Origin of the sequence: Methylopila sp. 73B, from assembly GCF_000526315.1 — a bacterium.
Classification (GTDB): domain Bacteria; phylum Pseudomonadota; class Alphaproteobacteria; order Rhizobiales; family Methylopilaceae; genus Methylopila.
The window spans coordinates 200,165-226,156 of record NZ_JAFV01000001.1; the positions used below are offsets into that span (position 1 = coordinate 200,165).

At 69.7% G+C, this 25,992-nt stretch carries 21 protein-coding genes; 8 read left to right on the forward strand and 13 right to left on the reverse strand.

All coding sequences use genetic code 11. The annotated features are described in order from the left end of the window. Nucleotides 1-29: 29 nt before the first annotated feature. Nucleotides 30-1,121, reverse strand: coding sequence for an SMP-30/gluconolactonase/LRE family protein (locus K244_RS0100950; RefSeq protein ID WP_020184363.1), 1,092 nt, complete (start codon nt 1,119-1,121; stop codon nt 30-32). A 217-nt stretch (nt 1,122-1,338) separates the two neighbouring features. Between K244_RS0100950 and dnaG the strand changes: the two genes are divergently transcribed. The 6 genes from dnaG to K244_RS0100980 all read left to right on the forward strand — a co-directional run bounded on the left by dnaG (nt 1,339) and on the right by K244_RS0100980 (nt 8,736). Beyond that, nucleotides 1,339-3,282, forward strand: a complete 1,944-nt coding sequence (gene dnaG / locus K244_RS0100955) for a DNA primase (RefSeq protein WP_020184364.1) — start codon at nt 1,339-1,341, stop codon at nt 3,280-3,282. A 201-nt stretch (nt 3,283-3,483) separates the two neighbouring features. Next, nucleotides 3,484-5,469: an RNA polymerase sigma factor RpoD gene (rpoD, locus tag K244_RS0100960; protein WP_020184365.1), complete on the forward strand. Its 1,986-nt coding sequence runs from the start codon at nt 3,484-3,486 to the stop codon at nt 5,467-5,469. Nucleotides 5,470-5,646: 177 nt separating this feature from the next. Continuing rightward, nucleotides 5,647-5,934: a hypothetical protein gene (locus tag K244_RS0100965; RefSeq protein ID WP_155931484.1), complete on the forward strand. Its 288-nt coding sequence runs from the start codon at nt 5,647-5,649 to the stop codon at nt 5,932-5,934. Continuing rightward, nucleotides 5,931-6,215, forward strand: a complete 285-nt coding sequence (locus tag K244_RS0100970; protein WP_020184367.1) for a type II toxin-antitoxin system RelE/ParE family toxin — start codon at nt 5,931-5,933, stop codon at nt 6,213-6,215. The genes K244_RS0100965 and K244_RS0100970 overlap by 4 nt, the downstream gene beginning before the upstream one ends. A 103-nt stretch (nt 6,216-6,318) precedes the next feature. Then, nucleotides 6,319-6,927, forward strand: coding sequence for a YceI family protein (locus tag K244_RS0100975; RefSeq protein WP_020184368.1), 609 nt, complete (start codon nt 6,319-6,321; stop codon nt 6,925-6,927). Between the two features lie 147 nt (nt 6,928-7,074). Further along, nucleotides 7,075-8,736 (forward strand): glycosyltransferase, encoded by a 1,662-nt coding sequence (locus K244_RS0100980; protein ID WP_155931486.1) that lies wholly within the window; start codon nt 7,075-7,077, stop codon nt 8,734-8,736. Between the two features lie 60 nt (nt 8,737-8,796). On the opposite strand, the gene K244_RS0100985 is transcribed toward K244_RS0100980, so the two are convergent. Continuing rightward, nucleotides 8,797-10,116 carry a methyl-accepting chemotaxis protein gene (locus tag K244_RS0100985; protein ID WP_020184370.1) on the reverse strand — a complete coding sequence of 440 codons (1,320 nt, stop codon included), beginning with the start codon at nt 10,114-10,116 and terminating at the stop codon, nt 8,797-8,799. A gap of 109 nt (nt 10,117-10,225) precedes the next feature. After that, nucleotides 10,226-10,930: an SIMPL domain-containing protein gene (locus K244_RS0100990; protein WP_020184371.1), complete on the reverse strand. Its 705-nt coding sequence runs from the start codon at nt 10,928-10,930 to the stop codon at nt 10,226-10,228. A 214-nt stretch (nt 10,931-11,144) separates the two neighbouring features. Here K244_RS0100990 and K244_RS0100995 point away from each other — a divergent pair, with 214 nt between their 5' ends. Next, nucleotides 11,145-11,648 carry a ferritin-like domain-containing protein gene (locus tag K244_RS0100995; protein ID WP_024816240.1) on the forward strand — a complete coding sequence of 168 codons (504 nt, stop codon included), beginning with the start codon at nt 11,145-11,147 and terminating at the stop codon, nt 11,646-11,648. 99 nt (nt 11,649-11,747) lie between these two features. On the opposite strand, the gene K244_RS24060 is transcribed toward K244_RS0100995, so the two are convergent. From K244_RS24060 to K244_RS0101015, 4 genes are all read right to left on the reverse strand, one after another. Then, on the reverse strand, nt 11,748-12,323 hold the full coding sequence (locus K244_RS24060; protein ID WP_245259720.1) for a DUF6481 family protein: 576 nt from the start codon (nt 12,321-12,323) through the stop codon (nt 11,748-11,750). A gap of 94 nt (nt 12,324-12,417) precedes the next feature. Beyond that, nucleotides 12,418-12,948, reverse strand: coding sequence for a tripartite tricarboxylate transporter TctB family protein (locus K244_RS0101005; RefSeq protein WP_020184374.1), 531 nt, complete (start codon nt 12,946-12,948; stop codon nt 12,418-12,420). A 30-nt stretch (nt 12,949-12,978) separates the two neighbouring features. Next, nucleotides 12,979-13,998: a tripartite tricarboxylate transporter substrate-binding protein gene (locus K244_RS0101010; protein WP_020184375.1), complete on the reverse strand. Its 1,020-nt coding sequence runs from the start codon at nt 13,996-13,998 to the stop codon at nt 12,979-12,981. 50 nt (nt 13,999-14,048) lie between these two features. Then, nucleotides 14,049-15,563, reverse strand: coding sequence for a tripartite tricarboxylate transporter permease (locus tag K244_RS0101015; protein ID WP_020184376.1), 1,515 nt, complete (start codon nt 15,561-15,563; stop codon nt 14,049-14,051). A 253-nt stretch (nt 15,564-15,816) separates the two neighbouring features. On the opposite strand from K244_RS0101015, the gene K244_RS0101020 reads away from it, so the two are divergent. Beyond that, entirely contained in the window at nt 15,817-16,497 is a 681-nt protein-coding gene (locus tag K244_RS0101020; protein ID WP_020184377.1) for a GntR family transcriptional regulator, read from the forward strand. Between the two features lie 521 nt (nt 16,498-17,018). Here K244_RS0101020 and K244_RS0101025 read toward each other — a convergent pair. From K244_RS0101025 to K244_RS0101050, 6 genes are all read right to left on the reverse strand, one after another. Next, nucleotides 17,019-20,501, reverse strand: a complete 3,483-nt coding sequence (locus K244_RS0101025) for a YhaN family protein (protein ID WP_036305927.1) — start codon at nt 20,499-20,501, stop codon at nt 17,019-17,021. Beyond that, nucleotides 20,488-21,744, reverse strand: a complete 1,257-nt coding sequence (locus K244_RS0101030; RefSeq protein WP_020184379.1) for a DNA repair exonuclease — start codon at nt 21,742-21,744, stop codon at nt 20,488-20,490. Before K244_RS0101030 ends, K244_RS0101025 begins: the two co-directional genes overlap by 14 nt. A gap of 254 nt (nt 21,745-21,998) precedes the next feature. Next, on the reverse strand, nt 21,999-22,979 hold the full coding sequence (locus K244_RS0101035; RefSeq protein WP_020184380.1) for a branched-chain amino acid ABC transporter permease: 981 nt from the start codon (nt 22,977-22,979) through the stop codon (nt 21,999-22,001). Between the two features lie 199 nt (nt 22,980-23,178). After that, nucleotides 23,179-24,066, reverse strand: a complete 888-nt coding sequence (locus K244_RS0101040; RefSeq protein ID WP_020184381.1) for a branched-chain amino acid ABC transporter permease — start codon at nt 24,064-24,066, stop codon at nt 23,179-23,181. Nucleotides 24,067-24,280: 214 nt separating this feature from the next. Further along, nucleotides 24,281-24,985, reverse strand: a complete 705-nt coding sequence (locus K244_RS0101045; protein ID WP_024816241.1) for an ABC transporter ATP-binding protein — start codon at nt 24,983-24,985, stop codon at nt 24,281-24,283. A gap of 64 nt (nt 24,986-25,049) precedes the next feature. Next, nucleotides 25,050-25,808 (reverse strand): ABC transporter ATP-binding protein, encoded by a 759-nt coding sequence (locus K244_RS0101050; RefSeq protein WP_020184383.1) that lies wholly within the window; start codon nt 25,806-25,808, stop codon nt 25,050-25,052. Between the last annotated feature and the right edge of the window lie 184 nt (nt 25,809-25,992).

The window sequence follows — 25,992 nt, forward strand, 5'->3', positions numbered from 1 at the left end:
GCGCGGCGTCCCCACGGCCCGCGCGCCTCTCACGTGATGTGCGCGCCGCGGGTTTCGACATACAGCGCGTAGATCGACTGGCTGGCCGCCATGAACAGGCGGTTCCGCTTCTGGCCGCCGAAGCACAGGTTGGCGCAGATCTCCGGCAGCTTGATCAGGCCGATGCGCGCGCCGTCCGGGGCGAAGACGTGGACGCCGTCGTAGCCTTCGCCCGCCCAGCCCGCGCCGGCCCACACGTTGCCGTCCTCGTCGCAGCGGACGCCGTCCGCGAAGCCGGTGCGGCCGTCCATCTCCATGCCCGCGAAGGTCCTCGGGGCCTTCAACGCCGCGCCGTCGACGTCGTAGACCCAGATCTGGCTCTTGGCGTCGGGATAGTGCGAGACCCCGGTGTCGGCGACATAGAGCTTGGCGTAGTCGGCGCTGAAGCAGAGGCCGTTGGGCTTCACCGGGTCGTCGGCGACCTTGGCCACAGCTCCGGTCTGGCCGTCGATGCGGTAGACCGCCTCCTTTCGAAGCGGCTGCGGGCTCGAGGCGCTCTCCAGTAGGCGATGGCCCTCGTACTCCATCAGCGCGCCGTATCCCGGGTCGGTGAACCAGATCGAGCCGTCGAGCGGGTGCACGACCACGTCGTTCGGCGCGTTGAACGCCCCGCCGTCGACGCCCGCGGCCAGCACCGTCATGCGGCCGTCGTGCTCGTAGCGGACCACGTCGCGATGTCCGTGACGGCACGAGACCTGCCGGCCCTGGTAATCGAAAGTGTTGCCGTTGGAGTTGCCCGACGGGGCGCGGAACCGGCGCGAGACGTGGCCGTCCTCCTCCGTGTAGCGCAGCTGCTCGTCGTTCGGGATGTCGCTCCAGAGCAGGTACCGGCCGACGGCGTTCCAGGCGGGTCCCTCCGCCCAGCGCAGGCCGGTGTGGATGCGCTCGATCGCGGCGTTGCCGAGCTTGTACTTCTTGAAGCGGGGGTCGAGCGCGACGACGTCGGGGTCGGGATAGCGCAGGGGCTCGGCGCCGGGCCGGAAGTCGCGCGCCTGCGCCAGCGGCGCGAAGGCGGCGCCTGCGGCGAGCGCCGCGCCGCCGGCGAGAACCTCGCGGCGGCCGAGGGTCGGGCTGTCGGTCATGAACGTCCTCCCTGTCCGCGCTCCGTCCGCAAGCGTGGCGGAGCGATCGTTCTTGGTCAGGGAGTTATGGGGGAGGGCGCGAGCGGGGACAGGGGCGGAGCCGCGCCCTGTGATTAACGGGGGCGGGCCGATCCGGCGCGCGCGCGACGGTCCGCGCGCCTATATAAAGATCGATCGCTCCCGAAACCGGCCTCCGCCCCCTGAGTCGCTCGCGCCCATGCGCTTCACCCCCAATTTCCTCGACGATCTTCGCGACCGGATCCCCGTGTCCGAGGTCGTCGGCCGCAGCGTGAAGCTGAAGCGGCAGGGGCGGGAGTACGCAGGCCTGTCGCCGTTCAACGCCGAGAAGACGCCGTCCTTCTTCGTCAACGACCAGAAGGGCTTCTACCACTGCTTCTCGTCCGGCAAGCACGGCGACGTGTTCAAGTTCCTTATGGAGACCGAGGGCGTCTCGTTCCCGGAGGCGGTGGAGCGCGTGGCGGAAATCGCCGGCGTGCCAATGCCGAAGGAGACGCCGGAGGAGCAGCAGCGCCAGCAGGCGCGCGCAGGCCTCGTCGAGATCATGGAGATGGCGGCGAGGTTCTTTGAGGGCGAGCTGCAGGGCCGCGCCGGAGCGGCAGCGCGCGGCTATCTCGGCGGCCGGGGCCTTAGCCCCGCGACCCAGGCCGCGTTCCGCATGGGCTACGCGCCCAACGACCGCTCGGCGCTCAAGAGCCACCTGCGCAAGGCGGGCGTGCCGATCGGCGACATGGTCGAGGCCGGGCTGCTGGTCTCGGGCGACGACGTGCCGGAGCCCTTCGACCGGTTTCGCGACCGCATCATCTTCCCGATCCAGGACGGCCGCGGCCGGGTGATCGCCTTCGGCGGCCGCGCCATGCAGTCGGACGCCCCCGCGAAGTACCTGAATTCGCCCGAGACGCCGCTGTTCCACAAGGGCGCGACCCTCTTCAACCATCACCGCGCCCGCGCCGCCGCCCATCCCGCGGGAACGGTGGTCGCCGTCGAGGGCTATGTCGACGTCATCGCGCTGGCGGCGGCGGGCATCGCCCATGTGGTCGCGCCGCTCGGCACGGCGCTCACCGCGGAGCAGATGGAGCTGCTCTGGAAGATGGCGCCCGAGCCGATCCTCTGCTTCGACGGCGACAAGGCCGGCCGCCGCGCCGGCTTCCGCGCGATCGAGACGGCGCTGCCGCTGCTGGCGCCCGGCCGCTCGCTCCGCTTCGCCTTCCTCCCCGAGGGGCAGGACCCGGACGATCTGGTGCGCGCGGAAGGCCGCGAGGCGGTCGAGGCGGTCCTTGGCCGCGCGGCGCCGCTGGTCGAGGTGCTGTGGTCGAAGGAGCTCGAGGCGAGCCCCACCGACACGCCGGAGCGCGCCGCCGCCTTCGAGACGCGCCTCAAGGCGGCGCTCGCCGCGATCCGCGACGAGACGGTGCGCCGGCATTACCAGACCGCGATCGAGGGCCGTCTGGCCGGCTTCGGCCGGGCCGGCGGCGACGCGCGCCGCAACGGCGGAAACCGGGGCGCGGGCGCCGGCCGGTTCATCCCGAACGCGCGCGGCGGCGGCCGAGGCGCTGGCCGTCGGCCTGGCGCGCCGTTCGACGCCCTTCCGATCACCGCCTCCGCCACGCTGCGGCAGAGCCCCCTCGTCGGGCCCGGCGCCGGGCGTCTGCCGGGGCGGGAGGTCGCGCTGGTGCTCGCGGTCGTCAACCACCCGCAGATGCTGGGCGACCTCGCCGAACCCTTTGCGGAGCTCGACCTGTCGACCCGCGACCTCGACCGGCTGCGGCGCGCAGCCCTCGACGCCTACGCCCATGGCGCCACCACGCGCGAGGCCATGCGCGACGCCTTGAGCGTGACGGACGGCGGCGCGCTGCTGGCGCGGGCCGACGCCGCGCTGCTTTCCAGCAACTGGTGGGTCGGCCCGGATGCGGACCCGCGCGACGCCGAGACCGCATGGCGGCACGCTGCGGCCTTGCATATCAAGGTGCGCGCGTTACATAGGGAACTTCGCTCGGCTGAGCAGGACTTTGGCCGTGATTTCACGGACGACAACTTCCGTCGGATCGTCGAAATTCAAAGGCAGCTGTCCGCGGCGGAGGGTTCCGAGGCTTCGATCGAAAACTTCGGCGGCGCATCCGGGCGCACGGTTCGATCGATGTAGCGCGTCCCCAGAGGACGTAAGGGTTTCAGGTGCGGTGACAGCCCTACGTGCTTGGGGCTCGTGTTGGTAAACTGGGCGTAAAGCGGGTTGGCTTAAGCTTAGTGACGTGCGATTCGCGGCGGCCGCCGGGTTGACGGCGGCCGATGCGGGACGACATCGATCGCGTGGCCGGCGGACGCGCCGGCTCGGAGACTGGAACATATGGCTACCAAATTGCAGGCGAAGGACGAAGCCGAGACCGCAGCTCCGGAGACCGAGGCCGGTCCCCTGCTGGATCTCAGCGATCAGGCCGTACGCCGCATGATCAAAGCCGCGAAGAAGCGCGGCTATGTGACCTACGACGAGCTGAACGAGGTTCTCCCCTCCGAACAGAACACATCCGACCAGATCGAAGACATCTACGCGATGCTCAACGAGATGGGCATCAATGTGGTCGAGTCCGAGGAGGCCGAAAGCGGCGAGCGCGAGGAGGGAGCGACCGCCGCCGCCGACGACGACGAGCCCGAGGGCGGCGATCTGGTCGAGACCGCGCGCTCCGCGCCGGTCGCCGTCGTCCAGAAGACCGAGCCCACCGACCGCACCGACGACCCCGTCCGCATGTACCTGCGCGAGATGGGCTCGGTCGAGCTGCTGTCGCGCGAGGGCGAGATCGCGATCGCGAAGCGCATCGAGGCCGGCCGCGAGGCGATGATCGCCGGGCTGTGCGAGAGCCCGCTGACGTTCCAGGCGATCATCATCTGGCGCGACGAGCTCAACGAGGGCAAAATTCTGCTGCGCGAGGTCATTGACCTCGAGGCGACCTACGCCGGCCCCGACGCCAAGAACGGCGCCGCTGCGCCCGCCGAGGGCGAAGAGACCGAGGCCGCCGAAGCCGAGACGCCGCCGGAAGGCGACCTCGAAGACGACGACATGGAGAACAACGTCTCGCTCTCCGCCATGGAGGCTGAGCTTAAGCCCCGCGTGCTTGAGACTTTCGACGCCGTCGCCGACGACTACAAGAAGCTGCGTCGCCTGCAGGACCAGAACGTCGAGAACCGGCTGCAGAACCGCACGCTCTCGCCGGCGCAGGACCGCAAGTACAAGAAGCTCAAGGACGACATCGTCCTGAACGTGAAGTCGCTTTCGCTCAACCAGCACCGCATCGACGCGCTGGTGGAGCAGCTCTACGACATCAACAAGCGGCTGGTCGCGCTCGAGGGCCGGCTGATGCGGCTTGCGGAGTCGTTCGGCGTCGACCGCATCGACTTCCTGAAGCAGTACCAGGGCTACGAGCTCGACCCGAACTGGATCCGTCGCGTCGCCATGCTCGGCACGCGCGGCTGGAAGGGCTTCGTCGCGGCCGAGAAGGACCTCGTCAAGGACATCCGCGGCGACATCCATAACCTCGCGACCGAGACCGGCCTGGAGATCCAGGAGTTCCGCCGCATCGTCCAGATGGTGCAGAAGGGCGAGCGCGAGGCCCGGCAGGCCAAGAAGGAGATGGTCGAGGCGAACCTGCGTCTCGTGATCTCGATCGCCAAGAAGTACACCAACCGCGGCCTGCAGTTCCTGGACCTGATCCAGGAGGGCAACATCGGCCTGATGAAGGCGGTGGACAAGTTCGAGTACCGCCGCGGCTACAAGTTCTCGACCTACGCCACGTGGTGGATCCGGCAGGCGATCACCCGCTCGATCGCGGATCAGGCGCGCACCATCCGCATCCCCGTGCACATGATCGAGACGATCAACAAGATCGTCCGCACGAGCCGCCAGATGCTGCACGAGATCGGCCGCGAGCCGACCCCGGAGGAGCTGGCCGAGAAGCTCGCCATGCCGCTCGAAAAGGTCCGCAAGGTCCTGAAGATCGCCAAGGAGCCGATCTCGCTCGAGACCCCGATCGGCGACGAGGAGGACAGCCACCTCGGCGACTTCATCGAGGACAAGAACGCGATCCTGCCGATCGACGCGGCGATCCAGAGCAACCTGCGCGAGACCACCACGCGCGTCCTGGCTTCGCTCACGCCCCGCGAGGAGCGCGTGCTGCGCATGCGCTTCGGCATCGGCATGAACACCGACCACACGCTGGAAGAGGTCGGCCAGCAGTTCTCGGTGACCCGCGAGCGCATCCGCCAGATCGAGGCCAAGGCGCTGCGCAAGCTGAAGCACCCCAGCCGGAGCCGGAAGCTGCGGAGCTTCCTCGACAACTGAGACGGCGGCGTTCGCAGGACAGAGATCGATCGAACGGCGGGCTTTGGCCCGCCGTTCGTCGTTTTAGGCCAAGCCTCGTCGAGGCGCTCGAGGGAGCCGCACACTTCCGGCGACGCCAATTGCGCGCGACCGGTTCTGCGGTCGCTCTCTTCCTGGGACGTTGAAACGGGATTACCTTTGCTCGCATGGAAGGCCGGCGCCGCACGATTGAAATCGACGAAGACGTGGCCGACGCGCTTGAAAAGGCGCGCGGCGGAGCGGGGCGTCTCGCTGGACGCCCACGTCCTCGATCTGGCGTCCCTCGAGGTGGCCGAACTCGATCCGGCGGACCTTGCGGACCTCGACGCGCGCGCGGCGGAATGGCGGAGCACGCGTCTGGGCTACGAAGTGGACGAGATTATCGATTGGTTACGTGACCAGACCGTAGGGCGACCTACGCCGCTTCCTGAGCCCAAACGCTTTTGAAGGTCGTTCTTTCTCAAGCCGCTGGTCGTGACGTCCAACGCCTTGCGACATTTCTCGAAAGCAGCGATCGAGCGTCCGCGCTGCGCGCCGTCAATCTAACCAAGACAGCGGCGACGACCCTCAGCGAGTTCGCCGACCGCGGCCCACGCATTTCCCCTTCCGGAATCCGCTGGCTTGTCGCGCCCTTCGGCTCCGCGGTCTATCTCATCGACTACAGCATCGACGCGGACCGCGAGATCATCACCATTCTCCGCGTCCGCCACAGCCGCGAGCGGCGCTGAACGGGCGTTTTCGCACACGCGTCTTTGAGCCGGCGCGCCTTCACGCCGCCGCCGCGGTCCGTCATGGATCAGGTCTTCCATCCCTGCGCGAGGATCGCCGCCCATGAAGCCTCTGTCGTTCGTTCTCGCCGCCGCCCTGCTCGCGGCAGCGCCCGTGGCCTCGTTCGCGCAGGAGACGCCCGGCGTGAAGGACGCCACGCGCGTCGCGGCAGGGACCTACAAGGTCGATCCGAACCACACCCAGGTGGTCTGGTCCGTGGACCACATGGGCTTCTCCACGCTTTATGGGGCCTTCGGTCAGCCGAGCGGCAGCCTGACGCTGGACCCGAAGGCGCCCGGCGACGCGAAGCTCTCGATCGAGTTTCCGATCAGCGGGCTGACCGTCACCTCCGAGAAGTTCGCAGCCCACCTCAAGACCGCCGAGCTGTTCGACGCCGCCAAGTTCCCGAAGGCGACCTTCGTCTCCACCAAGGTCGAAGCCTCGGGCGACACCGCGAAGATCACCGGCGACCTGACCCTCCACGGCGTGACCAAGCCGGTGACGCTCGACGCCACGTTCCACGGGGCGGGCGCGAACCCGATGTCGAAGGCCGAAACGGTTGGATTCTCCGCCACCGCCAAGCTGAAGCGCAGCGAGTTCGGCCTTGGCGCCTTCGTGCCCGTGGTCTCCGACGAAGTCGACCTCAAGCTGACAGCCGCATTCGAGAAATAGAAGGACGGTCCCCGGCCATGTGGCGCGATGCCGAAAGTGGGCCGGCCGCTCAGCGATGACTGAATCGTAGACATTCTCCAACCAGACCGCCAGAACTTCAGGCGGTCTGGGTTTTTAGCCCGGTGTTGCGGTCATTGGGGGATGTAATTGCCAAGCGATCAGGAGCATGGTGCAGCACCGATAGGTGAGTTACTCGACGTCTCTGACTTTCAGCTGGCGCTCGAACGTATGTTTGCGGAAAGGTCTATAGACCGTCTGACCGAGGCCGTTGAAGCGGCGGCCTCAACCGAAGGATCGGCGGACCCGTTCGAAACGTTGCTGAGCAGAGCGCTCGAGTCGGGGGATGTTGATCAAGCCCTCACGATGCTGACCGTGAAAGCGCGAAGCGGCTCATTTCCTGTTGTCGGCCAAGCCGTGGAAGGCTTGGCGGCCCGACTTCAGAACGAGGCGGGCGAGATCGCAGCGCTCTGTACCAGCTTTGCGGTATCCCGAGATAAAGGGGGCGTCGGGGATGCGATCGCCTCTCGGCTGGCGGCTCTCGGCAGCGAAGCGCTTTGGACGCTGGCGGAGGCTCAACTGGCGAAGGCCTTGCCCGTTGAAAAGCTGGTCAACCTGGGACATGCGGCGCTCAAGGAAGGCCGGACCGAGACGATCCAGTTGTTTGCGCGCGCTGCGATGGCGACGAGGCTCGATCAGACGAACAGCGGTCCGAAGACTTTCTCCGTCCTTAAGAAGCTGCTGATGCAGCTCATTTTCATTGACCGGAAACATGACGTCAAGCGCGTCTCGGCCTTGATGAGAGCCTGCAACTCTGGAGACGATCGACGGACGCGGGCCGGTCTGTTGCCCGAAGAGCATAAGATTCGCATGAAGTGGATGCGAAGCCGGGCTTCAAGCCATCGCTCGGCGCCTCAAGATCAAGATCAAGATCAAGATCAAGATCAAGACGAGGCCGATCCGATCGAACCTGCGGACGCGGCGGTGAGCGGCGCGGGCTGGAGGTCCTGGGCGCGTCCATGGAACATCGAAACGTTTCAGTTCCGTGCGATGGTGCTGACGGCCGTACCCGATTTTAGGACGGTCGACCCGCTTCCTGAAGCAAAGGACATCGAGTTTCTTCGGAGAAGCGCCGCTCATGGCAGGCAGCCCATCCCTAAGACCATCCATCAGGTTTGGATCGGCCACCGTCCCCCACCTGAGCGATCAAACAGATTCTGGCGAGAATACGCGGAGAAGTACGGCTATGCTTACAAGCTTTGGAGGGATGGAGATCTCGCAGGCCTCGGCTTGAAGGAAGACGCGGACTATAAGTATTACGCGTCCCACCGCCTCTACGCCGCCGCCGTCGATATCGCCCGCATCCACATCCTCGCCGCGGAAGGGGGGATGTACGTGGACTCCGACATCATCCCCTACGACATCGGCGTTGCGATGCACGATGTGCTGTCCATGCAGGGGGCGATGCTGCTTCCCGGAAAGACGATGAGGGACTTAGGTCGAGGCGCGTTCTTCTTCACCAACTCGATCATCGCGACGACCAAAGGCCATCCGATCATGGAAGCGATGAAGGGAGCGGTTCCGCGGGCGATCGCGAGGTTCGGTTACTTGCCGGCATGGTGGGTGACAGGCGCCTGCCTCCTGACCTGGGTGGCCCGCGGCAGCTTCTCCGTGATCGATCCGCTTCTCATCACCTCGACGCGGACGAGCCGCACCTTCGACGAGGTGATGGCCGATCTGCGCAAGCAGAGCGAGACGAGGCTCATTCTGTTCTGTCAGTTCAAGGAGTGGGCGAAGAAAGACCAACCCTAGCTCAGACCTTCCGGTCGGCGGCCCGCCGCCGCGAAACCTCCCTGAGGAAGCCGACGCTGCTCAGCGCTGCGCGCTGAGCTTTTCCAGCTGCTTCAGGCCGGCCTCGCAGGCTTCGAAGCTCGCGGTCGCGGCGGTCCAGTCCTGCGCCTTCACGGCCGTCATCATGCGCGTCGCGTCGCGGCGGAAGCTGTCGCGCAGACGGATGACCTCGTCGGAGGCCGCGCCGTCGAGGCGGGCGCCGAAGCCATCGGCGTCGAAGGTCGGGCCGGAGAGCCCGACGAGGGCGGCCGCGAGCTTGCGGTGAGCGACGCCGGCGTCCGCGGGCAGGCGGGCGAGGGCGTAGTTCTCGACGCCCTTGGCCGCGCCGGCCTCGACGCCGGCCATGGCGGCCTCTTCGGCCAGCACCAGCTTGCCGAGCGCGGCGTCGATTTCGCCGCGGGTCTTGCGGGCGGTCTCGGCGATGCGCGTGACGTTCTCCGAGATTTCGTTGGTGGCGGCGCGCTGCTGGCCGAGCACCTCGGCGAGCGCGTTGAGGTTGTTCGAAATCAGGGTCACCTGCTCGCCGACGGAGCCGACCTTTGCGCCGGTCGTGCGGATGATGGTCTCGCCGGACGCGACGACCTGCGCGCTCTCCGCCGTCGCCGCCTTGATGGCGTTGGTTTCTTCGGTCAGCGTCGCGATGCGGCCGCGGATTTGCTCCGTCGCCTTCGCGGTCTGGCCGGACAGCGACTTGACCTCGTTCGCGACCACGGCGAAGCCGCGGCCGGCCTCGCCGGCGCGCGCCGCCTCGATGGTGGCGTTCAGGGCGAGCAGGTTGGTCTGGCTGGAGATCGCCTCGATCATCCCGGCCATGTCGGCGATCTGGCGGACGGCGTCCTCGAGCACGCCGATGCGGGCCGCGATGGCGGCGACGCGCTCGCGGATCGCGTCCATCGATTCCGCGGCGTGCCGCATCTCGTCGACGCAGGACGCGGTCTCCGCCTGGGCGGAGACGGCGTCGTCCGCGCCGGTGCGGCTGGTGGCGGACAGTTCCGAGATCGAGTTGGCGAGCTCCTCGACGGCGCTCGCGATCGCCGAGGTGCTCTCGGCGACCTGGCGCACGTCGTGCGTCACCCAGCCGACGCCCGTTCCCGTGGCGGCGGCGTTCGCGGCGAAGCCGACGACGGAGTCCAGGTCGGCGCGCTGGCGGCGCTCCAGTTCTTCGGCGAAGGCCTTCAGGGCCGCGCCCACGTCGCCTGCTGGCCACTGCGCGACCGGGGCGCCGCGCTTCAGCGCGTCGAGCGCGGCGATCAGCGTGGTGTGGTCGACGATCGCGGCGCTCTCCGGCGCGCGCTCCACGGCGACGGCGGCTTTCGCCGAGCGGCCAAAACCGAAGGTCATCTGCGTTCCCCCAAACCGTCCCGGCGCGGCGCCGACTCCGCGGCGCTCACGCGTCTCTACTCGGGAAAATATCCTAACGAGTCGGCGTTAACGCATCGTCACAGGCGACTCACCGCACGATCGACCACCGCGCCTGAACCTCGACGCGTAGCTCCTGCTCGCCCGCGGCGACCGGAGTCGGGGCGGGCGCGGCGTCCATCGCCTTCGCGCGCATGGCCTGGGGCCGGACGGGAGGCTCGGCGCCGCCGCTCTCCGCGATCGAGAGCACCTCGCCGAGCTTCGCGCCCGCCGCCTCGGCATAGAGCTCGGCCTTGCGGCGGGCGTCGGCGATCGCGGCCTTGCGGGCCTCGTCCAGCCGCTTGTCGGCGTCCGACACCTCGAAGACGAGGCTCTCGAGCTGGTTGGAGCCGGCCTGCACCAGTTGGTCGAGCAGCGCGCCCAGTCGGTCGAGCTCGCGCACCCGGACCGTGACGGCGTTGCGGGCCTCATAGGCCACGAGCTTCGGCGAGCGGCCGTCGGCGTAGTCGTACTGCGGCTGGAGGCCGAGCGCCGAGGTCGCGACGTCGCGGTCCTCGATCCTGGCGGCCTTCAGCGCCGCGAAGACCTTGGTCATGGCCGTCGCGTTTGCGGCGAGCGCCGCGCCGGCCGTCTGGGCCCGGGTCACGACGCCGCTCGTCACGGCCGCTCGGTCCGGCGTCGCCGCGACCACGCCTTCGCCCGTGACGCTGACGGCCGGCGGCTCGCGCGTCTCCTGCGCGAAGGCGGCGTTTGGAAGAAGCGAGAGCGCGAGAAGGGCGACGGCGCAGGCGCGCATGGGCGATCCTCTTGAGTTTCGAACGACCCCCACGGCCGTTCGCGACGATGCTGACCCCGTCATTGCGTCGCCGGTAGGGCCTCGCGCAAGCGAACGGTCGACAAATTCATGTGCGCAGCCCGGAACGACCCGCCGCCTGAGATGTTGATTCCTCGACGGCGCCGCGAAGACATCAGCGGCGCGACGAAACGAAACGACTGTCAGGAGGCAAGCTATGGGTCTTTTTTCAAAAGACATTAAGACGATGGACGACCTTTTCGTGCATCAGCTCCAGGACGTGTATTACGCCGAGAAGCAGATCTTGTCGGCCCTGCCGAAGATGATCGACAAAGCGACGAACCCGTCGCTGAAGCAGGGACTGCAGAGCCATCTCGCCGAGACCGAGACGCACGTGCAGCGGCTCGAGCAGGTGTTCGAGATGCACGGCGCCGAGATCAAGACCACGAAGTGCCCCGCGATCAACGGCATCATCGAGGAGGCCAACGAAGTGGCCGGCGACGTGGAGGACAAGCAGGTTCTCGACGCGGCGATCATCGCCTCGGCGCAGGCCGTCGAGCATTATGAGATCACCCGCTATGGCACGCTCGTCGCCTGGGCGAAGCAGCTTGGGCGGGCCGATTGCGCCGCCGTGCTGGAGCAGACCCTCCGCGAGGAGAAGTCGGCCGACACCAAGCTCACGGCGCTTGCGACCGGCGGCGTCAACCGCGCCGCGGCCTGATCGCTGAACGCAAGAAGCCCGGCCGCCGTCAAGGCGACCGGGCTTCGCTTAGATCGAAGGGAAAACCCGTCTGTCAGCCAGGCGGGTTTTCTTGTGTCGTCAGCCCGCCCGACGCGCCTTGCGCGCGGGATAGGCCGAATCAGCTCCGCCGCTCATCCGCATGATGTCAGCTGCGAGAGCGCGGGCGGCGAGGGTCGTCGCGGTGATCTTCTTGTTGGCCTCGGCGGCCTTCTTCGCGGCCTCGGCGGCGACGCGCTTCTCTTCCTCGGCGAGGCGGGCGGCCTCGGCGGCCTCCTCCTTGGCGCGACGCTTCGCTTCGATCATCTCGGCGATTCGGCGCTCCTCCGCGAGCTTCGCCTCCATCACGCGACGGCGCTCTTCTTCCTTGGCCCGCTCACGGGCCTCGCGGGCGGCGGCGATCGCCGCGCGCTCGGCCATCCGCTTCTTCGCGGCCGGATCTTCGGCGGCGGTGCGGAAACGGGCGAGCAAATCCTTCTTGGCCTCGAGCGATGCGTTGCGACGGGACTCGAAGCTGTCGTCTTTCAGCATGTGTGACGCTGACCTTCCGATGGGTTTGATAGAAGCGCGCCTGACATAAGTGGCGCGCGGGCAAATGACAATTGCAATTGGCGCAACCGTGGGATCTTGAGCACGCAGGCGTGGTGCGCCGGGCACAGATGCGGCGTGCTGAGGTCACCCTAACAGAAAAACGGGCCGGCCGCGACGTCTGTCGCGACCGGCCCGTTTGGGCGTCGAATGGAGCGAGGTTCTAGAAGCCGAAGGCGGCCTCGAGCGGACCCTTCGGCAGCGGCACCAGGAACCACACCTCGAACATCAGGAAGCTGACGATCGAGACGCCGCCGGCGACCGCGATCGCCTTCCACAGCGGGAACTTGCCGACGAACAGCATGAACGCCGCGATATAGAGCGCCGACGACACGTAGATGCCGATGAAGGCGATCGCCGCGACGTAGACGACCGCGGGGACGAAGATCGCCGACATGCGGCCGAAGCCCTGCACGCTGGTCATCGGCGTCGCGCCGTCTTGGGAGGCGGGCAGAGCGCGGATTAGGTTCACGACGCTCGCGAGGGCCATGACCACGGCCACGTAGAACGGGAAGTATCCCGGGGCCGGCCCTTCGTTCTCCCGCCACTCGAAGCCGAGGCGGATGCTGTCGGCGATCACGATCCCGCTCGCGGCGAGGAACAGCAGCGCGACGCCGATGTCCGCGACGCGCATGCTGACGAGAGGCTTTTCGGCCTCGACGTCGTGGATCTGGTCCGGATTGATGGCGCTCATGCGCGTGGTTCCTCGCCCGCGTCGTCGGGGTTACTGCGCGCTGGCTGCCAGGAAGCCCGCGCCCTGCATCAGCGTGCGATGCTTGGCTTCGGCGTCCGTCAACCAGGCTTCGAAGTCGGCGCCGGTCATGGTCGTCTGGTTGAAGGCGCCCTTCTCCATGAACTCCTTCCAGTCCGGAGTCTCCATCACCTTCTTGAGGAGGTCGGAGTAGAAGGCGACCTGCTCGGGGGTCGCGTTCTTGGTGGTGAAGATGCCGCGCAGCATCTGGTAGTGCGTCGGCAGCCCGCTTTCCTCGCAGGTCGGGATGTCGGCCCACGACTGCGTCTCGGTCACCTTCTGCGTGTAGGTCGAGCGCTTGGTGTCGAAGATGCAGAGCGGGCGGAGCTGCCCGCCGCGCCACTGCGCCACCGCCTCGATCGGGTTGTTGACCGAGGAGTCGACGTGGCCGCCGACGAGCTGGACCGCGACCTTGCCGCCGCCGTCGTAGGGCACGTAGGTGAACTTCTTGCCCCCGGTCTCGTGCTCGATCGCGGTGGTGATGATCTGGTCTTCCTGCTTGGAGCCTGTGCCGCCCATCTTGAACTGGCGGTCGGGCGCCTCCTTCACCGCGTCGACGTACTCCTTGGCGGTCTTGTAGGGCTTCTCGGCGTTCACCCAGAGGATGAACTGATCGAGCGCCATCATCCGGACCGGCTTCATCTCCTTCCAGTTGAAGGGCGTGCCGGTGCCGAGCGGGGTGGTGAACAGGTTCGAGAGCGTGATGATGATCTTGTGCGGATCGCTCGCGCTCGCCTTCATCTCGAGGAAGCCTTCGGCGCCCGCGCCGCCGCCCTTGTTGACGACGATGACGGGCTTCGACAGCAGCTCGTGCTTCTGGATCACGCCCTGGATGAAGCGGGCCATCTGGTCCGCGCCGCCGCCGGTGCCGGCGGGGATGATCAGCGTGACGGCCTTGGTCGGCTCCCAGGCCCAGGCCGGCGCCGCGGCGGCCGCCGCGAGGCCGACGGCGAGGCCGAGGCGCTTGGCTGCGCTCTTAAATGTCGTTTTCATGCTCACCCTCCTGATGCGCCGCGTGTCGCGCGGCGTCTGTCATCCGTTCCTCACGCCGCCTTGGCGACGCGGTCCGGTCCCCTGAATTTTGCGATGACGCCCGAGACGAGCGGCCAGAAGGCCATGACCACGCCGAGCGTCATGATCGCGCCGCACAGCCAGTTCGACCAGAACACCGTGACGTCGCCCTGGCTGATCAGCATGGCCTGGCGGAACGAGCTCTCGGCCTGGTCGCCGAGGACGAGCGCCAGCACCAGCGGCGGCAGCGGGTAGCCGAGCTTGGTGAAGAGGTAGCCGAGGACGCCGAACACCAGCATCATCCACACGTCGAACATGGCGTTGTTCACGGTGAAGGCGCCGATCGCGCAGACCACGACGATCGCCGGCGCGATGATCGAGAACGGCACCCGCAGGATGGCGGCGAACAGCGGCACGCAGGTCAGCACGATCACCAGGCCGACGACGTTGCCCATGTACATCGAGGCGATCAGGCCCCAGACGAAGTCCTTCTGCTCCACGAAGAGCAGCGGGCCGGGCTGGAGGCCCCAGATCAGCAGGCCGCCGAGCAGCACCGCGGCGGTGGGCGAGCCCGGGATGCCGAGCGTCAGCATCGGCAGCATGGCGGCGGTGCCGGCGGCGTGGGCTGCGGTCTCCGGCGCCACGACGCCCTCGAGCTCGCCCTTGCCGAAATTCTTGCCGTTCTTGGAGAACCGCTTGGCGAGGCCGTAGCCCATGAAGGAGGCCGGCGTCGCGCCGCCCGGCGTGATGCCCATCCAGCAGCCGACGATGCAGCTGCGGATGAAGGTGCCGGTCATCTTCGGCAGCTGGCGCCAGGTGCGGATGACGGCGTCCATCTTGAGCTTGGCGTCGGCTCCGGAGAACTTCAGCCCGTCCTCCATCGAGGTCAGGATCTCGCCTATGCCGAACAGGCCGATGACCGCGACCAGGAACTTGAAGCCGTTCAGCAGCTCCTCGTGGCCGAAGGTCATGCGCAGCGAGCCGGTGACGCCGTCGAGGCCGACGCAGGCGAGCGCGAAACCAAGGCACATGGAGGCGATGGTCTTCGCCGGCGAGCCGCGGCCCATGCCGATGAAGCTCGCGAAGGTGAGGAACTGCACCGCGAAGAACTCGGCGGGGCCGAACTTCAACGCGAACTTGGCGACGGCTGGGGCGAGAAAGGTGATGAGGGCGACGGCGAAGATCGCGCCCACGAAGGAGGAGGTGAAGGCGCCCACCAGCGCCTCGTCCGCCTTGCCCCGCTGCGCCATCGGGTGGCCGTCGAAGGTCGTGGCGACGGACCACGGCTCGCCCGGTATGTTGAACAGGATCGCGGTGATCGCCCCCCCGAACAACGCGCCCCAGTAGATCGACGTCAGCATGATGATCGCCGACGTCGGCTCCATGGAGAACGTCAGCGGAAGGAGGATGGCGACGCCGTTGGCGCCGCCGAGGCCGGGGAGAACGCCGATCACCACGCCCAGCACGATGCCGAGCACCATCAACGCGATGTTGTACGGCGTCACGGCGACGGCGAACCCGCCTGCGAGCGCGGCTAACTCTTCCATGCGGTCCTCCCCCAGAACGTCCGGAACCGGCCGCCCGACGACCGCTTCCCGCGCCCCCAGGACGCGTGTTTCAGCGACGCTAAGCAAAGCGGGAGTGGCATGCAATATTCCATTTATGCGCCGTTAGACGAACTAATCACAACGTTCATATCGACTTTAGGATATATTCTTGCGTGGTTGGTGGCATTACGCAGGCCAGTCATGCAATTATGCCGGGTCGGCGGAGGCCGTCGGAAAGGCTCGGGGGGAGCGCGTGGACGGACTTGAGCTGAGGCCCATCGCGGGCGCGCAGAGCCTCAAGACGCGGGCCTACGAGGCGATCAAGGCCGCGATCTTCGAGATGAACATCTATGACGAGCGCGCCCAGCTCCGGCTCGACGAGCGTGCCCTCGCGCTGTCGATCGGCGTAAGCCGCACCCCGTTGCGGGAGGCGCTGGCGCAGCTCGAACAGGAGGGCCTGGTGCGCGCAGAACCCCGCCGGGGGGTCTACATCCAGCGCCGCACCAAGGCGGAAATTCTCGAGATGATCACGGTGTGGGCGGCCCTCGAAAGCATGGCCGCGCGCCTCGTCACGGAGGTCGCCGCCGACGACGAGATCGGGGCCCTGCACGCCCTCGTCGACACCTTCTCCGGGGACGACGTCGACTCGCACATGGGCGAGTATTCCGACGCCAACATCCGATTCCACGCCGCGATCATCGCGCTGTCGCGCTGCAAGCTGATCGGCGACATCGCGAACGGCCTGTTCATGCATGTCCGGGCGATCCGCCGTCGGACGATCTTTGAGCAGGACCGCGCCCGTCGCTCGATCCTCGACCACCGCGAGATCGTCGAGGCGCTCGAGGCCCGCAACGGCGAGCGCGCCGAGCGGCTGGTGCGCGAGCACACCCTGAAGCTGCGCCGCCATGTGGAAGAGTTCGTCACGATAGAGTGATCGGATCGCGTCGCGTTCGCGCGCCCCGGCGGAATGGCGCGGGCGTCCCTCCCCTGGGACAGGGGAGGGTGGACGGGCGAAGCCCGGCCGGGCCGGGTGGGGTGGGCGCGGGCTGAAGCTCGCCGCCGTCGCGTTCGACGCCCAAGGACCCACCCGACCTCGGCTGCGTCGAGGCCACCCTCCCCAAGCTGCGCTTGAGGAGGGATCCCCGCGCCTGATCCGGCTCCGCGGCGGTGGCGAATGTGTCGCCATCGAGGGACGCCCTTATCGCGCGCGCCAAGCAGGCGCGGGGGATCCCTCCCCTGGGACAGGGGAGGGTGGACGGGCGAAGCCTGGCCGGGTGGGGTGGGCCTCAGAACGAAGCTCCCGACCGCCGTCTCGCCCGACGCCCAAGGCCCCACCCGACCTCGGCTGCGCCGAGGCCACTCTTCCCAAGCTGCGCTTGAGGAGGGATCCTCGCGCGTGATCCGCCAGGGGCAGGCCACGCCGAGGTGGGGCAGGAGCGGGAGACCGCAGCTCTCTCACTCGAGCGTCACGACCCCGCAGCGGCCGTCCGCGGCCAGCGTCTCCGCCATCGCCCGCACGCTGTCGTGGTGCGTGAACAGCAGCGTCTGCGCCGTCGCGCCGAAGTCCGCCAGCAGCTCCAGCGTGGCGCGGCTGCGGGCGTCGTCGAAGTGCACCAGCACGTCGTCGGCCACGAAGGGCAGGGATTCGGCCTCGCGGGCGTAGGCCTCGAGGCTCGCCAGCCGAAAGGCGAGGTAGAGCTGGTCGCGCGCGCCGTCGCTCATGGCGCGGACCTCGACCGGGGAGCCGTCGGCGCGCAGCCCCACCACCGAGGGCGCGCCGCCGGCGTCCACCTCCGCGCCGAGGCCGGCGTAGGCGCCGCGGGTGGCGCATTGGAACAGGGCTGCGGCCCGCGCCACCAACGGGTCCTGCCGCTCGGCCCGGACCTTGGCGATCGCGCCCTCGACCAGGTCGCGGGCGAGCGACAGCTCTACGTAGCGCTCGGCGACGTCGTGCAGCTCCGCCGTCGCGCTCTCCCGCGCGACGACCGCGCGGTTGACCCCCGCCGCCTCGTGATGGCCGGCGACCGCCGCGCGCGCCGCATGTTCGGCGAGGCTCGCGGCCTCGACGTCGGCGTCGAGCTCCCGTTCCCGGTCCTCCAGCGCGGCAAGGTCGCCCGCGAGCGAATCGGGATCGCGCTCCGCCGCCGCTGCTTTAAGCGCGTCGAGCGGCAGGCCGTCGCCGGCGGTCGCGAGGCCGTCCTCGGCGCGGGCGATCTCGTCCGTCAGGGCGAGACGGCCGGCGTGGCGTTCGGCGAGCGCCGCGAGCCCCGTCCAGTCGTCGTCAAGCAACCCCGCGATCTCGCAGAGCCGCGCCGCCGCGGCCTCCCGCTCCGCGAGCGCGAGCCGGCGCGCGGCGGCTATGCGCGCGGCCTCCTCGGCGTCGGGAGCCAGCGTTTCGCGTCGGGCGCGGGCGGCGTCGTTCTCGACGAACCGCGCCTGCAGCATGCGCGCGGCGGCGACGGCGTCCTCCGGCAGCGCGAGCCCGGACGCCTGGCCGATCGCCTCGACGCGCGCCTTCAGGTCCGCCTCGTCCTCGTCCATGCGGAACACCCGCCGGCGCACCTGTCCCAGGGCGTCCAGCACGCCACGGGCGCCGGCCCATTCGTGCGCGGCGGAGGCCGCGTCCTCCGGCGTCGTTGAGGCGGGCAGCGCGAGGCGCGAAAGCGCCGGTCCCCAGGCCTCGGCCCAGCTCGCCTCCTCGCGGTCGAGCGCCGTGAGGCCCGCGCGCGCGCGCTCGGTCGCAGCGTCCGCGTCCTCGCGGGCCTTCAGGTCGCGGCGGTGCTCGGCGTGGGCCTCGTCGTGGGCCGCGACGCCCGCAAGCGCCCGCCGCGCCCGTTCGGCGACGGGCGAACCCTCCGTGGGCGCAAGCCCGCAGGCGCGCTCGGCGAAGCTGAGCGCCGCGAGTGGGGCCTCGAGCGCCCGGCGGGCGGCCTCGGCGTCGGCCTGCGCGGTCTCGGCCGCCGCCGCGGCGGCGATTAGCGCGTCGCGGGCGTCGGCGAAGGCCTTGAGCGCGACGGGTGACGGCGCGCGCCGGATGACATCAGGGAAGGCGGCGGCGAGGTCGACCGCGGCCGCTTCGGTCTCGCGGTCGATCGCGGCGATGCTGGCGTCGGCGGCTGTGCTCTCGGCCGCCGCGTCGTCGCGTTGCGCTTCGGCCTGGGCCAGCGCTGCGGCGCGCTGGGCCTCGCGGGCGCGCCGGTCGGCGAGCTCGTCGGCCTGCGCCAGCGCGCGGTCGACAGTCTCGACCTCCGCCGTGCGCACGGCCTGATCCGGGTCCGCCAAGCCTGCGCGATGCGCCGCGCGGACCTGCGCCCACGCGGTCTCGCGCGCCGCCCGTGCGGCGCCGAGCGCGGCGTCGGTCGCGATCTCGCCGCCCGCCTGCAGCCGCGCGATCGCGGCCAGCGCCGCCGCCCGCTTCGCCTGCGCAGCCACTCCCGCTTCCATGTGACGCGAACGCCGCTCGGCGCGAGCCTCGGCGGCGGCCAGCAGGCGCCCGGCGCTGTCGGCCGAAGGGCAGGGGAGATCGCGCACAGCCGCAGCGTCGGGAAAGCCGAGCGCCGCCGCGCGGGCGGCGACGTCGGAGGAGGCTGTCCGGGCGCGGCCCGCGCGGGCCTCCGCCTCGGCCGCCAGAGAGGGCAGGCCGGCGAGTTCGCCCGAGGCGACGCCCGAGGGCCTGTGATGGCCGGCGTCGCGCGCCGCCGCGATGCGGGCGTCGAGCCGGCGAAGCGCCAGCGCGCCGTCGCCGAGCTGAGCCTCCAGCGCCGCGCGCTTTGGAGCGCGAGCCTCGGCCGCGGTCGCGAGCCGGCGCACGGCCTCGACCGCCTCCGGCGGCGGCAGGCGCAGGCTCAGGTCCTCGTCCTCGCGCGCCCCGATCATGCGGCGCAGCCGCGCGAGGTTGGCTTCGGCCTGCGCAAGCTCGCGCTGCCGGTTCGGCCGGTCTTCGCGCGCCTTCGCCACATGCACGAAGTCCTCGACGACGTCGCGGATTGCGGCCTCGGCCGCCGCCAGCGCGTCGTCGACGGCGATGGCGGCGAGCCGCTGGCTCAGCGTCTCCGCCACGGCGTCGCTTTCCGCCGCCGCCTTCTCAGCCTCGGCGCAGGCGGTCAGCGCCGCCCGGGCCTCGTGCGCGAAGGCGTCCGGCAGACGGGCGAGGTCGGGATCGGCCGCGAGCCGCTCCGACAGAAGTTCGAGCCGCTGCAGCAGCGGCGAAACGCGGGCGATGCGCTCCAGCGCCGACCGCTCACGGGCGAGCGCCCGGCGCGCCTCCCGCAGCCGCGCGGTCTCGGCCTCCGCGTGGGTCAGGCTCGCGCGCGCGCGATCGTAGGCTTCCTTCGTGAGCAGCCCCGCCTTGGCGTCCCGGTCGGCCTCCTCGAAGGCGGTCAGCGCCTTGTAGAAGGCGCGCTCGCCCGAGCGCCGTGGCGCGAACAGGCCGTCGAGCGTGCGGTCGATGGTCTCCAGCCGCGCGACGAGGCTCCTCAGGCCGCCGCCGGCCTCCACGATCAGTCGGCCGATCTCGCCGTCGGCGGTCAACATGCGCTCGCCGCCGTCGCGCAGGCGCGCGTGGTCGAGGCCGAACAGGTTTTCGAAGCGCTCGCGGGTGGTCGCGCCCAGCAGCGCGGCGAGCACGCCTTCGTCCGCCGGCGCGCCGTCCCAGTCGGTGAGCGTGCGCCCGGCCCGGCCCTTGCGGCGACGGAGCGCGAGCTCGATCCCGTCCGCCCGGACGAGCCGCGCGCCGATCCGCATGGCGTCGTAGCCGAAGACGCTTCCGCGCAAGGTCTGCGTCGGCACGCCGAACAGGAAGTCGCCGACCGCGGCGAGCGAGGTGCTCTTGCCGGCCTCGTTCGGCCCATAGACGACGGTGAGGCCGGGATGGGGGAAGGCGATCGTGCGGGCCTTCACGGCGCCGTAGCTGTCGAGCGCGAGTTCAGCGAAGCGCATCGTCGCGTCCTTCGCCGACAAGCGCGAGCGCCAGCGCGCGGGCCCGCGCCGGGGCCTCCGCCCGCAGCGCCTCTACCAGCGCCTCCGCCCGCGCCGAAGCCGGCAGGCGGGTGCGGATCTCGGCGATCCGGGCCTCGAGCCGCTCGGCGAGCGCCTCCGCCGGCAGCGCCGCGATCTCGGCCTGGATGCGGCCCGCGACCGTCGGGTCTGGCGCCGCCTCCGCGGCCCTTGGCGCGCGGGTGGCGAGGCTGAGTTTTTCGAGCCAGACGTCGGCGGAGAGGCCAGCCGCGATCGTCTCCGCCTCCTCGCGCAGCTCCGCCCGGCGCAGCGCCAGCTCGCCATGCAGCGGCGTCTCGCCGGCGAGCGTCAGCCGCAGCGCCAGCGGGCGACCCTCGGCGGCCTCGCCCGCGCGCTCCATCGCGTCGCGCAGCCGGTCCAGCACGTCGGCCGTGGTCGCGGTCCCGCCGACGTCCACGGGCTCGTGCGCCCAGCGCACGGCGTCGAGCGTCCGGTGCTCCAGGCTCTCCACCGCGCCGTCCCGCACGCGAACCAGCGTCGCGCCCTTCGGCCCGGTCTCGCGCGCGCTGCGGCCCTGCAGGTTGCCGGGGTAGAGCACGTAGGGCCGCTCGTTGAGCACGCCGCGGTCGTGGATGTGGCCGAGCGCCCAGTAGTCGTAGCCGTGGTTGACCAGCTGCTGGACGGAGCAGGGCGCATAGGCGGCGTGCTCGCCCTCGTGGCCGATGCAGGCGGTGTGCAGCAGGCCGATGTTGAACGCGCCGGGGACCGGCGGGGGATAGCTCTGGGCGAGGTTCTCGGTCACGTCGCGCTGGGGAAAGCTGCGGCCGTGGATCGCGACGTCGAGCTCGGGGAGGGTCGCGGTGTGGGCGGCGCGGGGCGAAAACAGCGTGACGTTGTCGGAGAAGTCGAGCTTCGCCATGAAGCGGTTCTCGGCGTCGTGGTTGCCGAGGATCATGTAGACGCCGACGCCCGCCTCCCGCAGCCGGGCGAGCCGGGAGACGAGGAACAGGCCGGTGCGGACGTTGCGCAGGTCGCCGTCGAACACGTCGCCGGACAGCAGGACGAAGCGGCAGCCCTCGTCGATCGCAAGCTGCACGAGCGCGTCGAGCGCGGTGCGCGAGGCGTCCTCCACGCGCGCCGCGAAGTCCGGCGAGCGGCCGGAGAGGCCGATCAGCGGGCTGTCGAGGTGAAGGTCCGCCGCGTGGAGGAAGCTGAAACTCGCCATGGACCGGCGACGCTACACCGAAGCGCGGGCGAGGGGAGGGGCGAGGACGCGATGGGCTGTGGGGAAGCTGAAATGAGACCGTGCGGGTGAGCTGTTCTCTTCTCGCCGTCCTCCTCCGGCTTGGCCGGAGGGCCCAAAGGGGACGTGGCGCTCGACGGCGGGGATGGATGGTCCGGTCAAGCCGGACCATGACGGCGTGGGTTGGGCGGACGTGGCGCGCGCTTTCGGATGCGTGGCGCTCCCACGAGAACCGCTCAGTCCTCGTCCCGTCCCGCGAGCCGCTTCCCCCAGCGGGTCGCCAGTAGCTCGCCCACCACGCCGCGGCGGAAGGCGAGCACGCAGAGCATGAAGGCCACGCCGATGACGATCGTCGGCGGGAAGTCCGAGGTCGCGAGGTAGTTTTCGAGCGCGGTGACGATGGCCGCGCCGACCACCGGTCCGATCATGGTGCCGATGCCGCCGAGCAGGGTCATCAGGATGACCTCGCCCGACATCTGCCAGCCGACGTCGGTCAACGTCGCGAACTGGAACACCAGCGCCTTGGTGGCGCCGGCAAGCCCCGCCAGCGCCGCCGACATCACGAAGGCGGCGAGTTTGTAGGACCCCACCGAGATCCCGAGCGAGGTCGCCCGCCGCTCGTTCTCGCGGATCGACTTCAAGATCATGCCGAAGGGCGATTCCGTGATGCGGTGGATGGCGTACATGCCGGCCAGAAACACGACGGCGACGAAGCCGTACATCGCGAGCGGCTGGTTGAGATCGATCACGCCGAACAGATGGCCGCGCGGCACGCCCTGGATGCCGTCCTCGCCATGGGTGAAGCGCGCCTGCAGGCAGAAGAAGAAGAACATCTGGGCGAGCGCCAGCGTGATCATGGCGAAGTAGATGCCCTGCCGGCGGATGGCGAGGAAGCCGACCACCAGCCCCAGCGCCGCCGCGCCCGCGACGCCGACCAGCACGCCGAGCTCCGGCGTCAGGCCCCACTCCTTCACCGCATGGGCGGTAAAGTAGGCCGCGCCGCCGAAGAACGCCGCGTGGCCGAAGGAGAGCAGGCCGGCGTAGCCGAGCAGCAGGTTGAAGGCGGCGGCGAACAGCGCGAAGCACAGCAGCTTCATCACGAAGATCGGGTAGACCACGAAGGGCGCCACCGCGAGCAGGACGAGCCCCACGGCGATCAGCGCGATCCCACGCGTCTTCGAGCGCCTGGCGGGCGGAGCGAGGACGGCGTCTGTCATGGCTGGGTGGTCCTCAAGCCGGTAGCCGCGCGCCCCCTCACCCGGCGCTTCGCGCCGACCTCTCCCCGCCGGGGAGAGGTGAAGGCCTGCGTCTCCTCCTGAAACGAAACGCGACGGCGCCGCGCGTCACCTCGCCCCAGCGGGGAGAGGTCGGATCGCGCAGCGATCCGGGTGAGGGGGCTCTCAGCCATGGATCCTGTCACGCCGTCCTCCCGAACAGGCCCGCGGGGCGGATCAGCAGGACGATCGCCATGATGACGAAGATCACGATGTTGGAGGCCTCCGGGTAGAACACCTTGGTGAGCCCCTCGCACAGGCCCAGCATGTAGCCGGTGACGACCGCGCCGAGGATCGAGCCCATGCCGCCGACGACCACCACCGCGAACACCACGATGATGATGTTGGAGCCCATCAGCGGGCTGACCTGGTAGATTGGCGCGGCCATCACGCCCGCGAGCCCGGCCAGCGCCGCGCCGAGGCCGTAGGTGAAGGTCAGCAGGAGCGGCACGTTCACGCCGAAGGCGCGCACCAGCGTCGGGTTTTCGGTCGCGGCGCGGAGATAGGCGCCGAACTTGGTCTTCTCGATCGCGAGCCAGGTCGCGACGCAGACCGCGAGCGATGCGACCACCACCCAGCCGCGGTAGGTCGGCAGCACCATGAAGCCGAGGTTGCGCGCGCCGGTGAGCGCCTGCGGCACCGCGTAGGGCTGGCCGGCCGAGCCGTAGACGTAGCGGAACGAGCCCTCGATCGCGAGCGCGAGGCCGAAGGTGAACAGCAGCCCGTAGAGCGGGTCGAGGTCGTAGAGCCGCGACAGCGCCAGCCGTTCGATCGCCGCGCCCGCGAGGCCCACGATCAGCGGCGCGAGGATCAGCGCGCCCCAGTAGCCGATCCCGGCGTAGGCCAGCAGCAGGTAGGCGACGAAGGCCCCCAGCATGTACTGCGCGCCATGGGCGAAGTTGATGATGCGCAGCAGCCCGAAGATGATCGCGAGGCCGAGGCTCAGCAGCGCGTAGAACGAGCCGTTGATCAGACCGACCAGCAGCTGCCCCAAGAGCGCCTGAAGCGGAACGCCGAACACCATGGTCATGGCGCGCGCTCCGCAGCGATTCGATCGGGGAGCGTGCGCCCCCTCACCCGGAGGGCTTGCGCCCTCCGACCTCTCCCCGCCGGGGAGAGGTCGCCAAACGGCGCCGTGTCGCTCCGACTTGCGACCGAGACGCTCGCCTTCACCTCTCCCCGGTGGGGAGAGGTCGGCCCGCAGGGCCGGGTGAGGGGGCTTTCAGGCCGGGTCATCATCGCCGTCACACCCCCAGCGCCTCTTTCAGCCGGTCCATGCGGCCGGGCAGCTCCGCCGCCGCGAAGCCGTCGACGATCTGGCCGTGGTCCATCACGTAGAACCGGTCCGCCACGCGGCTCGCGAAGCGGAAGTTCTGCTCCACCAGCAGCACGGTCATGCCGCGGCGCTTCATCTCCAGGATGATCTCGCCGATGCGGTCGACGATGACGGGCGCGAGGCCCTCCGTCGGCTCGTCCAGCAGCAGCAGCGTCACGCCGGTGCGGAGCACGCGGGCGATGGCGAGCATCTGCTGCTCGCCGCCGGAAAGCTGCGTGCCGGCGCTGCGCCGGCGCTCCTTGAGATTTGGAAACAGCGCGTAGAGCTCCTCGACCGTGAAGCCGCCCTTGGCGACCACCGGAGGCAGCGTCAGGTTCTCCTCGACGGTGAGCGAGGCGAAGATGCCGCGCTCCTCCGGCACGAAGCCGAGGCCGGCGGCGGCCACCTTGTGCAGCGGCGTGCCGATCATCTCGCGGCCGTTGAGGCGGACGGAGCCCGTGCGCTTCGGCAGGATGCCCATGATGGCGCGCAGCGTGGTGGTCTTGCCCACGCCGTTGCGGCCGAGCAGCGTCACGGTCTCGCCGGCGGCGATGTCGAGGTCGACGCCGTGCAGCGCGTGGCTCTCGCCGTACCAGGCGTTCAGCCCGCGCACCTTCAGCAGCGACTGGACGATCGGCTGCGTCCCGCGTAGCGAGGACTGGCCCTGAGATTGAGATTGCGGCTGCGCCAGCGGGGCTTCAGTCATGGCCCGCTCCGAGATAGGCGACGCGCACGCGCTCGTCGCGGGAGACGGTCGCGTAGTCGCCGGAGACCAGGATCTCGCCGCGCTGAAGCACGGTGACGCGGTCGCAGAGGTCGGCGACGACCTTCAGGTTGTGCTCGACCATCAGCACCGCGCGGGTCTTGGCTACGTCGCGGACGATGGCGGAGACCACGGCGACGTCCTCGTGGCCCATGCCGGCCATCGGCTCGTCGAGCAGCAGCGCCTTGGGGTCGAGCGCGAGCGTGGTCGCGATCTCGAGCGCGCGCTTGCGGCCGTAGGAGAGGTCGGCGGCGGGCCGGTTGCGGGCGTCCTTGAGGCCCACAAGCTCGATCAGCTCCAGGGCCCGCGCGTTCAGCCGGTCGAGCGCGCTCATGGGCCGCCAGAACTGGTGGGCGAGCCCGTTCGGCCGCTGCAGCGCGACGCGCACGTTCTCCAGCACGGTGAGGTGCGGGAAGGTGGCCGAGATCTGGAACGACCGCGCCAGCCCCATCCGCGCGACCTTGGACGGCGAGGTCTTTGTGATGTCCTGGCCAAGCAGGGTGATCCGCCCTTTGGTCGGCTGCAGGAACTTGGTCAGCAGGTTGAACACGGTGGTCTTGCCGGCGCCGTTCGGCCCGATCATGGCGTGGATCTCGCCATGCCGCAGGTCGAGGTCGACGCCATTCACGGCGGTGAACCCGGCGAAGTCCTTCCGCAGCCCGCGGCAGGAGAGGACGACTTCTGCGGCGCTCATGTGCGGCGTCCGCTTCTTTGCGCGAAGCGCCCCCTCACCCTGAGGGCTTCGCCCTCCGACCTCTCCCCGCCGGGGAGAGGTGAAGACCTGAGCCTCCCTAGGCCAGGCCGCGCGACGGCGCCGCCTCGCACCTCTCCCCGGCGGGGAGAGGTCGGCCCGCAGGGCCGGGTGAGGGGGCTCAACG

Bases quoted from the DNA above. Each gene is read 5' to 3' on its own strand.
- K244_RS0100950 (WP_020184363.1), bottom strand. From the start codon at position 1,121: ATGACCGACAGCCCGACCCTCGGCCGCCGCGAGGTTCTCGCCGGCGGC.
- dnaG (WP_020184364.1), top strand. From the start codon at position 1,339: ATGCGCTTCACCCCCAATTTCCTCGACGATCTTCGCGACCGGATCCCC.
- rpoD (WP_020184365.1), top strand. From the start codon at position 3,484: ATGGCTACCAAATTGCAGGCGAAGGACGAAGCCGAGACCGCAGCTCCG.
- K244_RS0100975 (WP_020184368.1), top strand. From the start codon at position 6,319: ATGAAGCCTCTGTCGTTCGTTCTCGCCGCCGCCCTGCTCGCGGCAGCG.
- K244_RS0100985 (WP_020184370.1), bottom strand. From the start codon at position 10,116: ATGACCTTCGGTTTTGGCCGCTCGGCGAAAGCCGCCGTCGCCGTGGAG.
- K244_RS0100990 (WP_020184371.1), bottom strand. From the start codon at position 10,930: ATGCGCGCCTGCGCCGTCGCCCTTCTCGCGCTCTCGCTTCTTCCAAAC.
- K244_RS0100995 (WP_024816240.1), top strand. From the start codon at position 11,145: ATGGGTCTTTTTTCAAAAGACATTAAGACGATGGACGACCTTTTCGTG.
- K244_RS0101005 (WP_020184374.1), bottom strand. From the start codon at position 12,948: ATGAGCGCCATCAATCCGGACCAGATCCACGACGTCGAGGCCGAAAAG.
- K244_RS0101010 (WP_020184375.1), bottom strand. From the start codon at position 13,998: ATGAAAACGACATTTAAGAGCGCAGCCAAGCGCCTCGGCCTCGCCGTC.
- K244_RS0101015 (WP_020184376.1), bottom strand. From the start codon at position 15,563: ATGGAAGAGTTAGCCGCGCTCGCAGGCGGGTTCGCCGTCGCCGTGACG.
- K244_RS0101025 (WP_036305927.1), bottom strand. From the start codon at position 20,501: ATGCGCTTCGCTGAACTCGCGCTCGACAGCTACGGCGCCGTGAAGGCC.
- K244_RS0101030 (WP_020184379.1), bottom strand. From the start codon at position 21,744: ATGGCGAGTTTCAGCTTCCTCCACGCGGCGGACCTTCACCTCGACAGC.
- K244_RS0101035 (WP_020184380.1), bottom strand. From the start codon at position 22,979: ATGACAGACGCCGTCCTCGCTCCGCCCGCCAGGCGCTCGAAGACGCGT.
- K244_RS0101040 (WP_020184381.1), bottom strand. From the start codon at position 24,066: ATGACCATGGTGTTCGGCGTTCCGCTTCAGGCGCTCTTGGGGCAGCTG.
- K244_RS0101050 (WP_020184383.1), bottom strand. From the start codon at position 25,808: ATGAGCGCCGCAGAAGTCGTCCTCTCCTGCCGCGGGCTGCGGAAGGAC.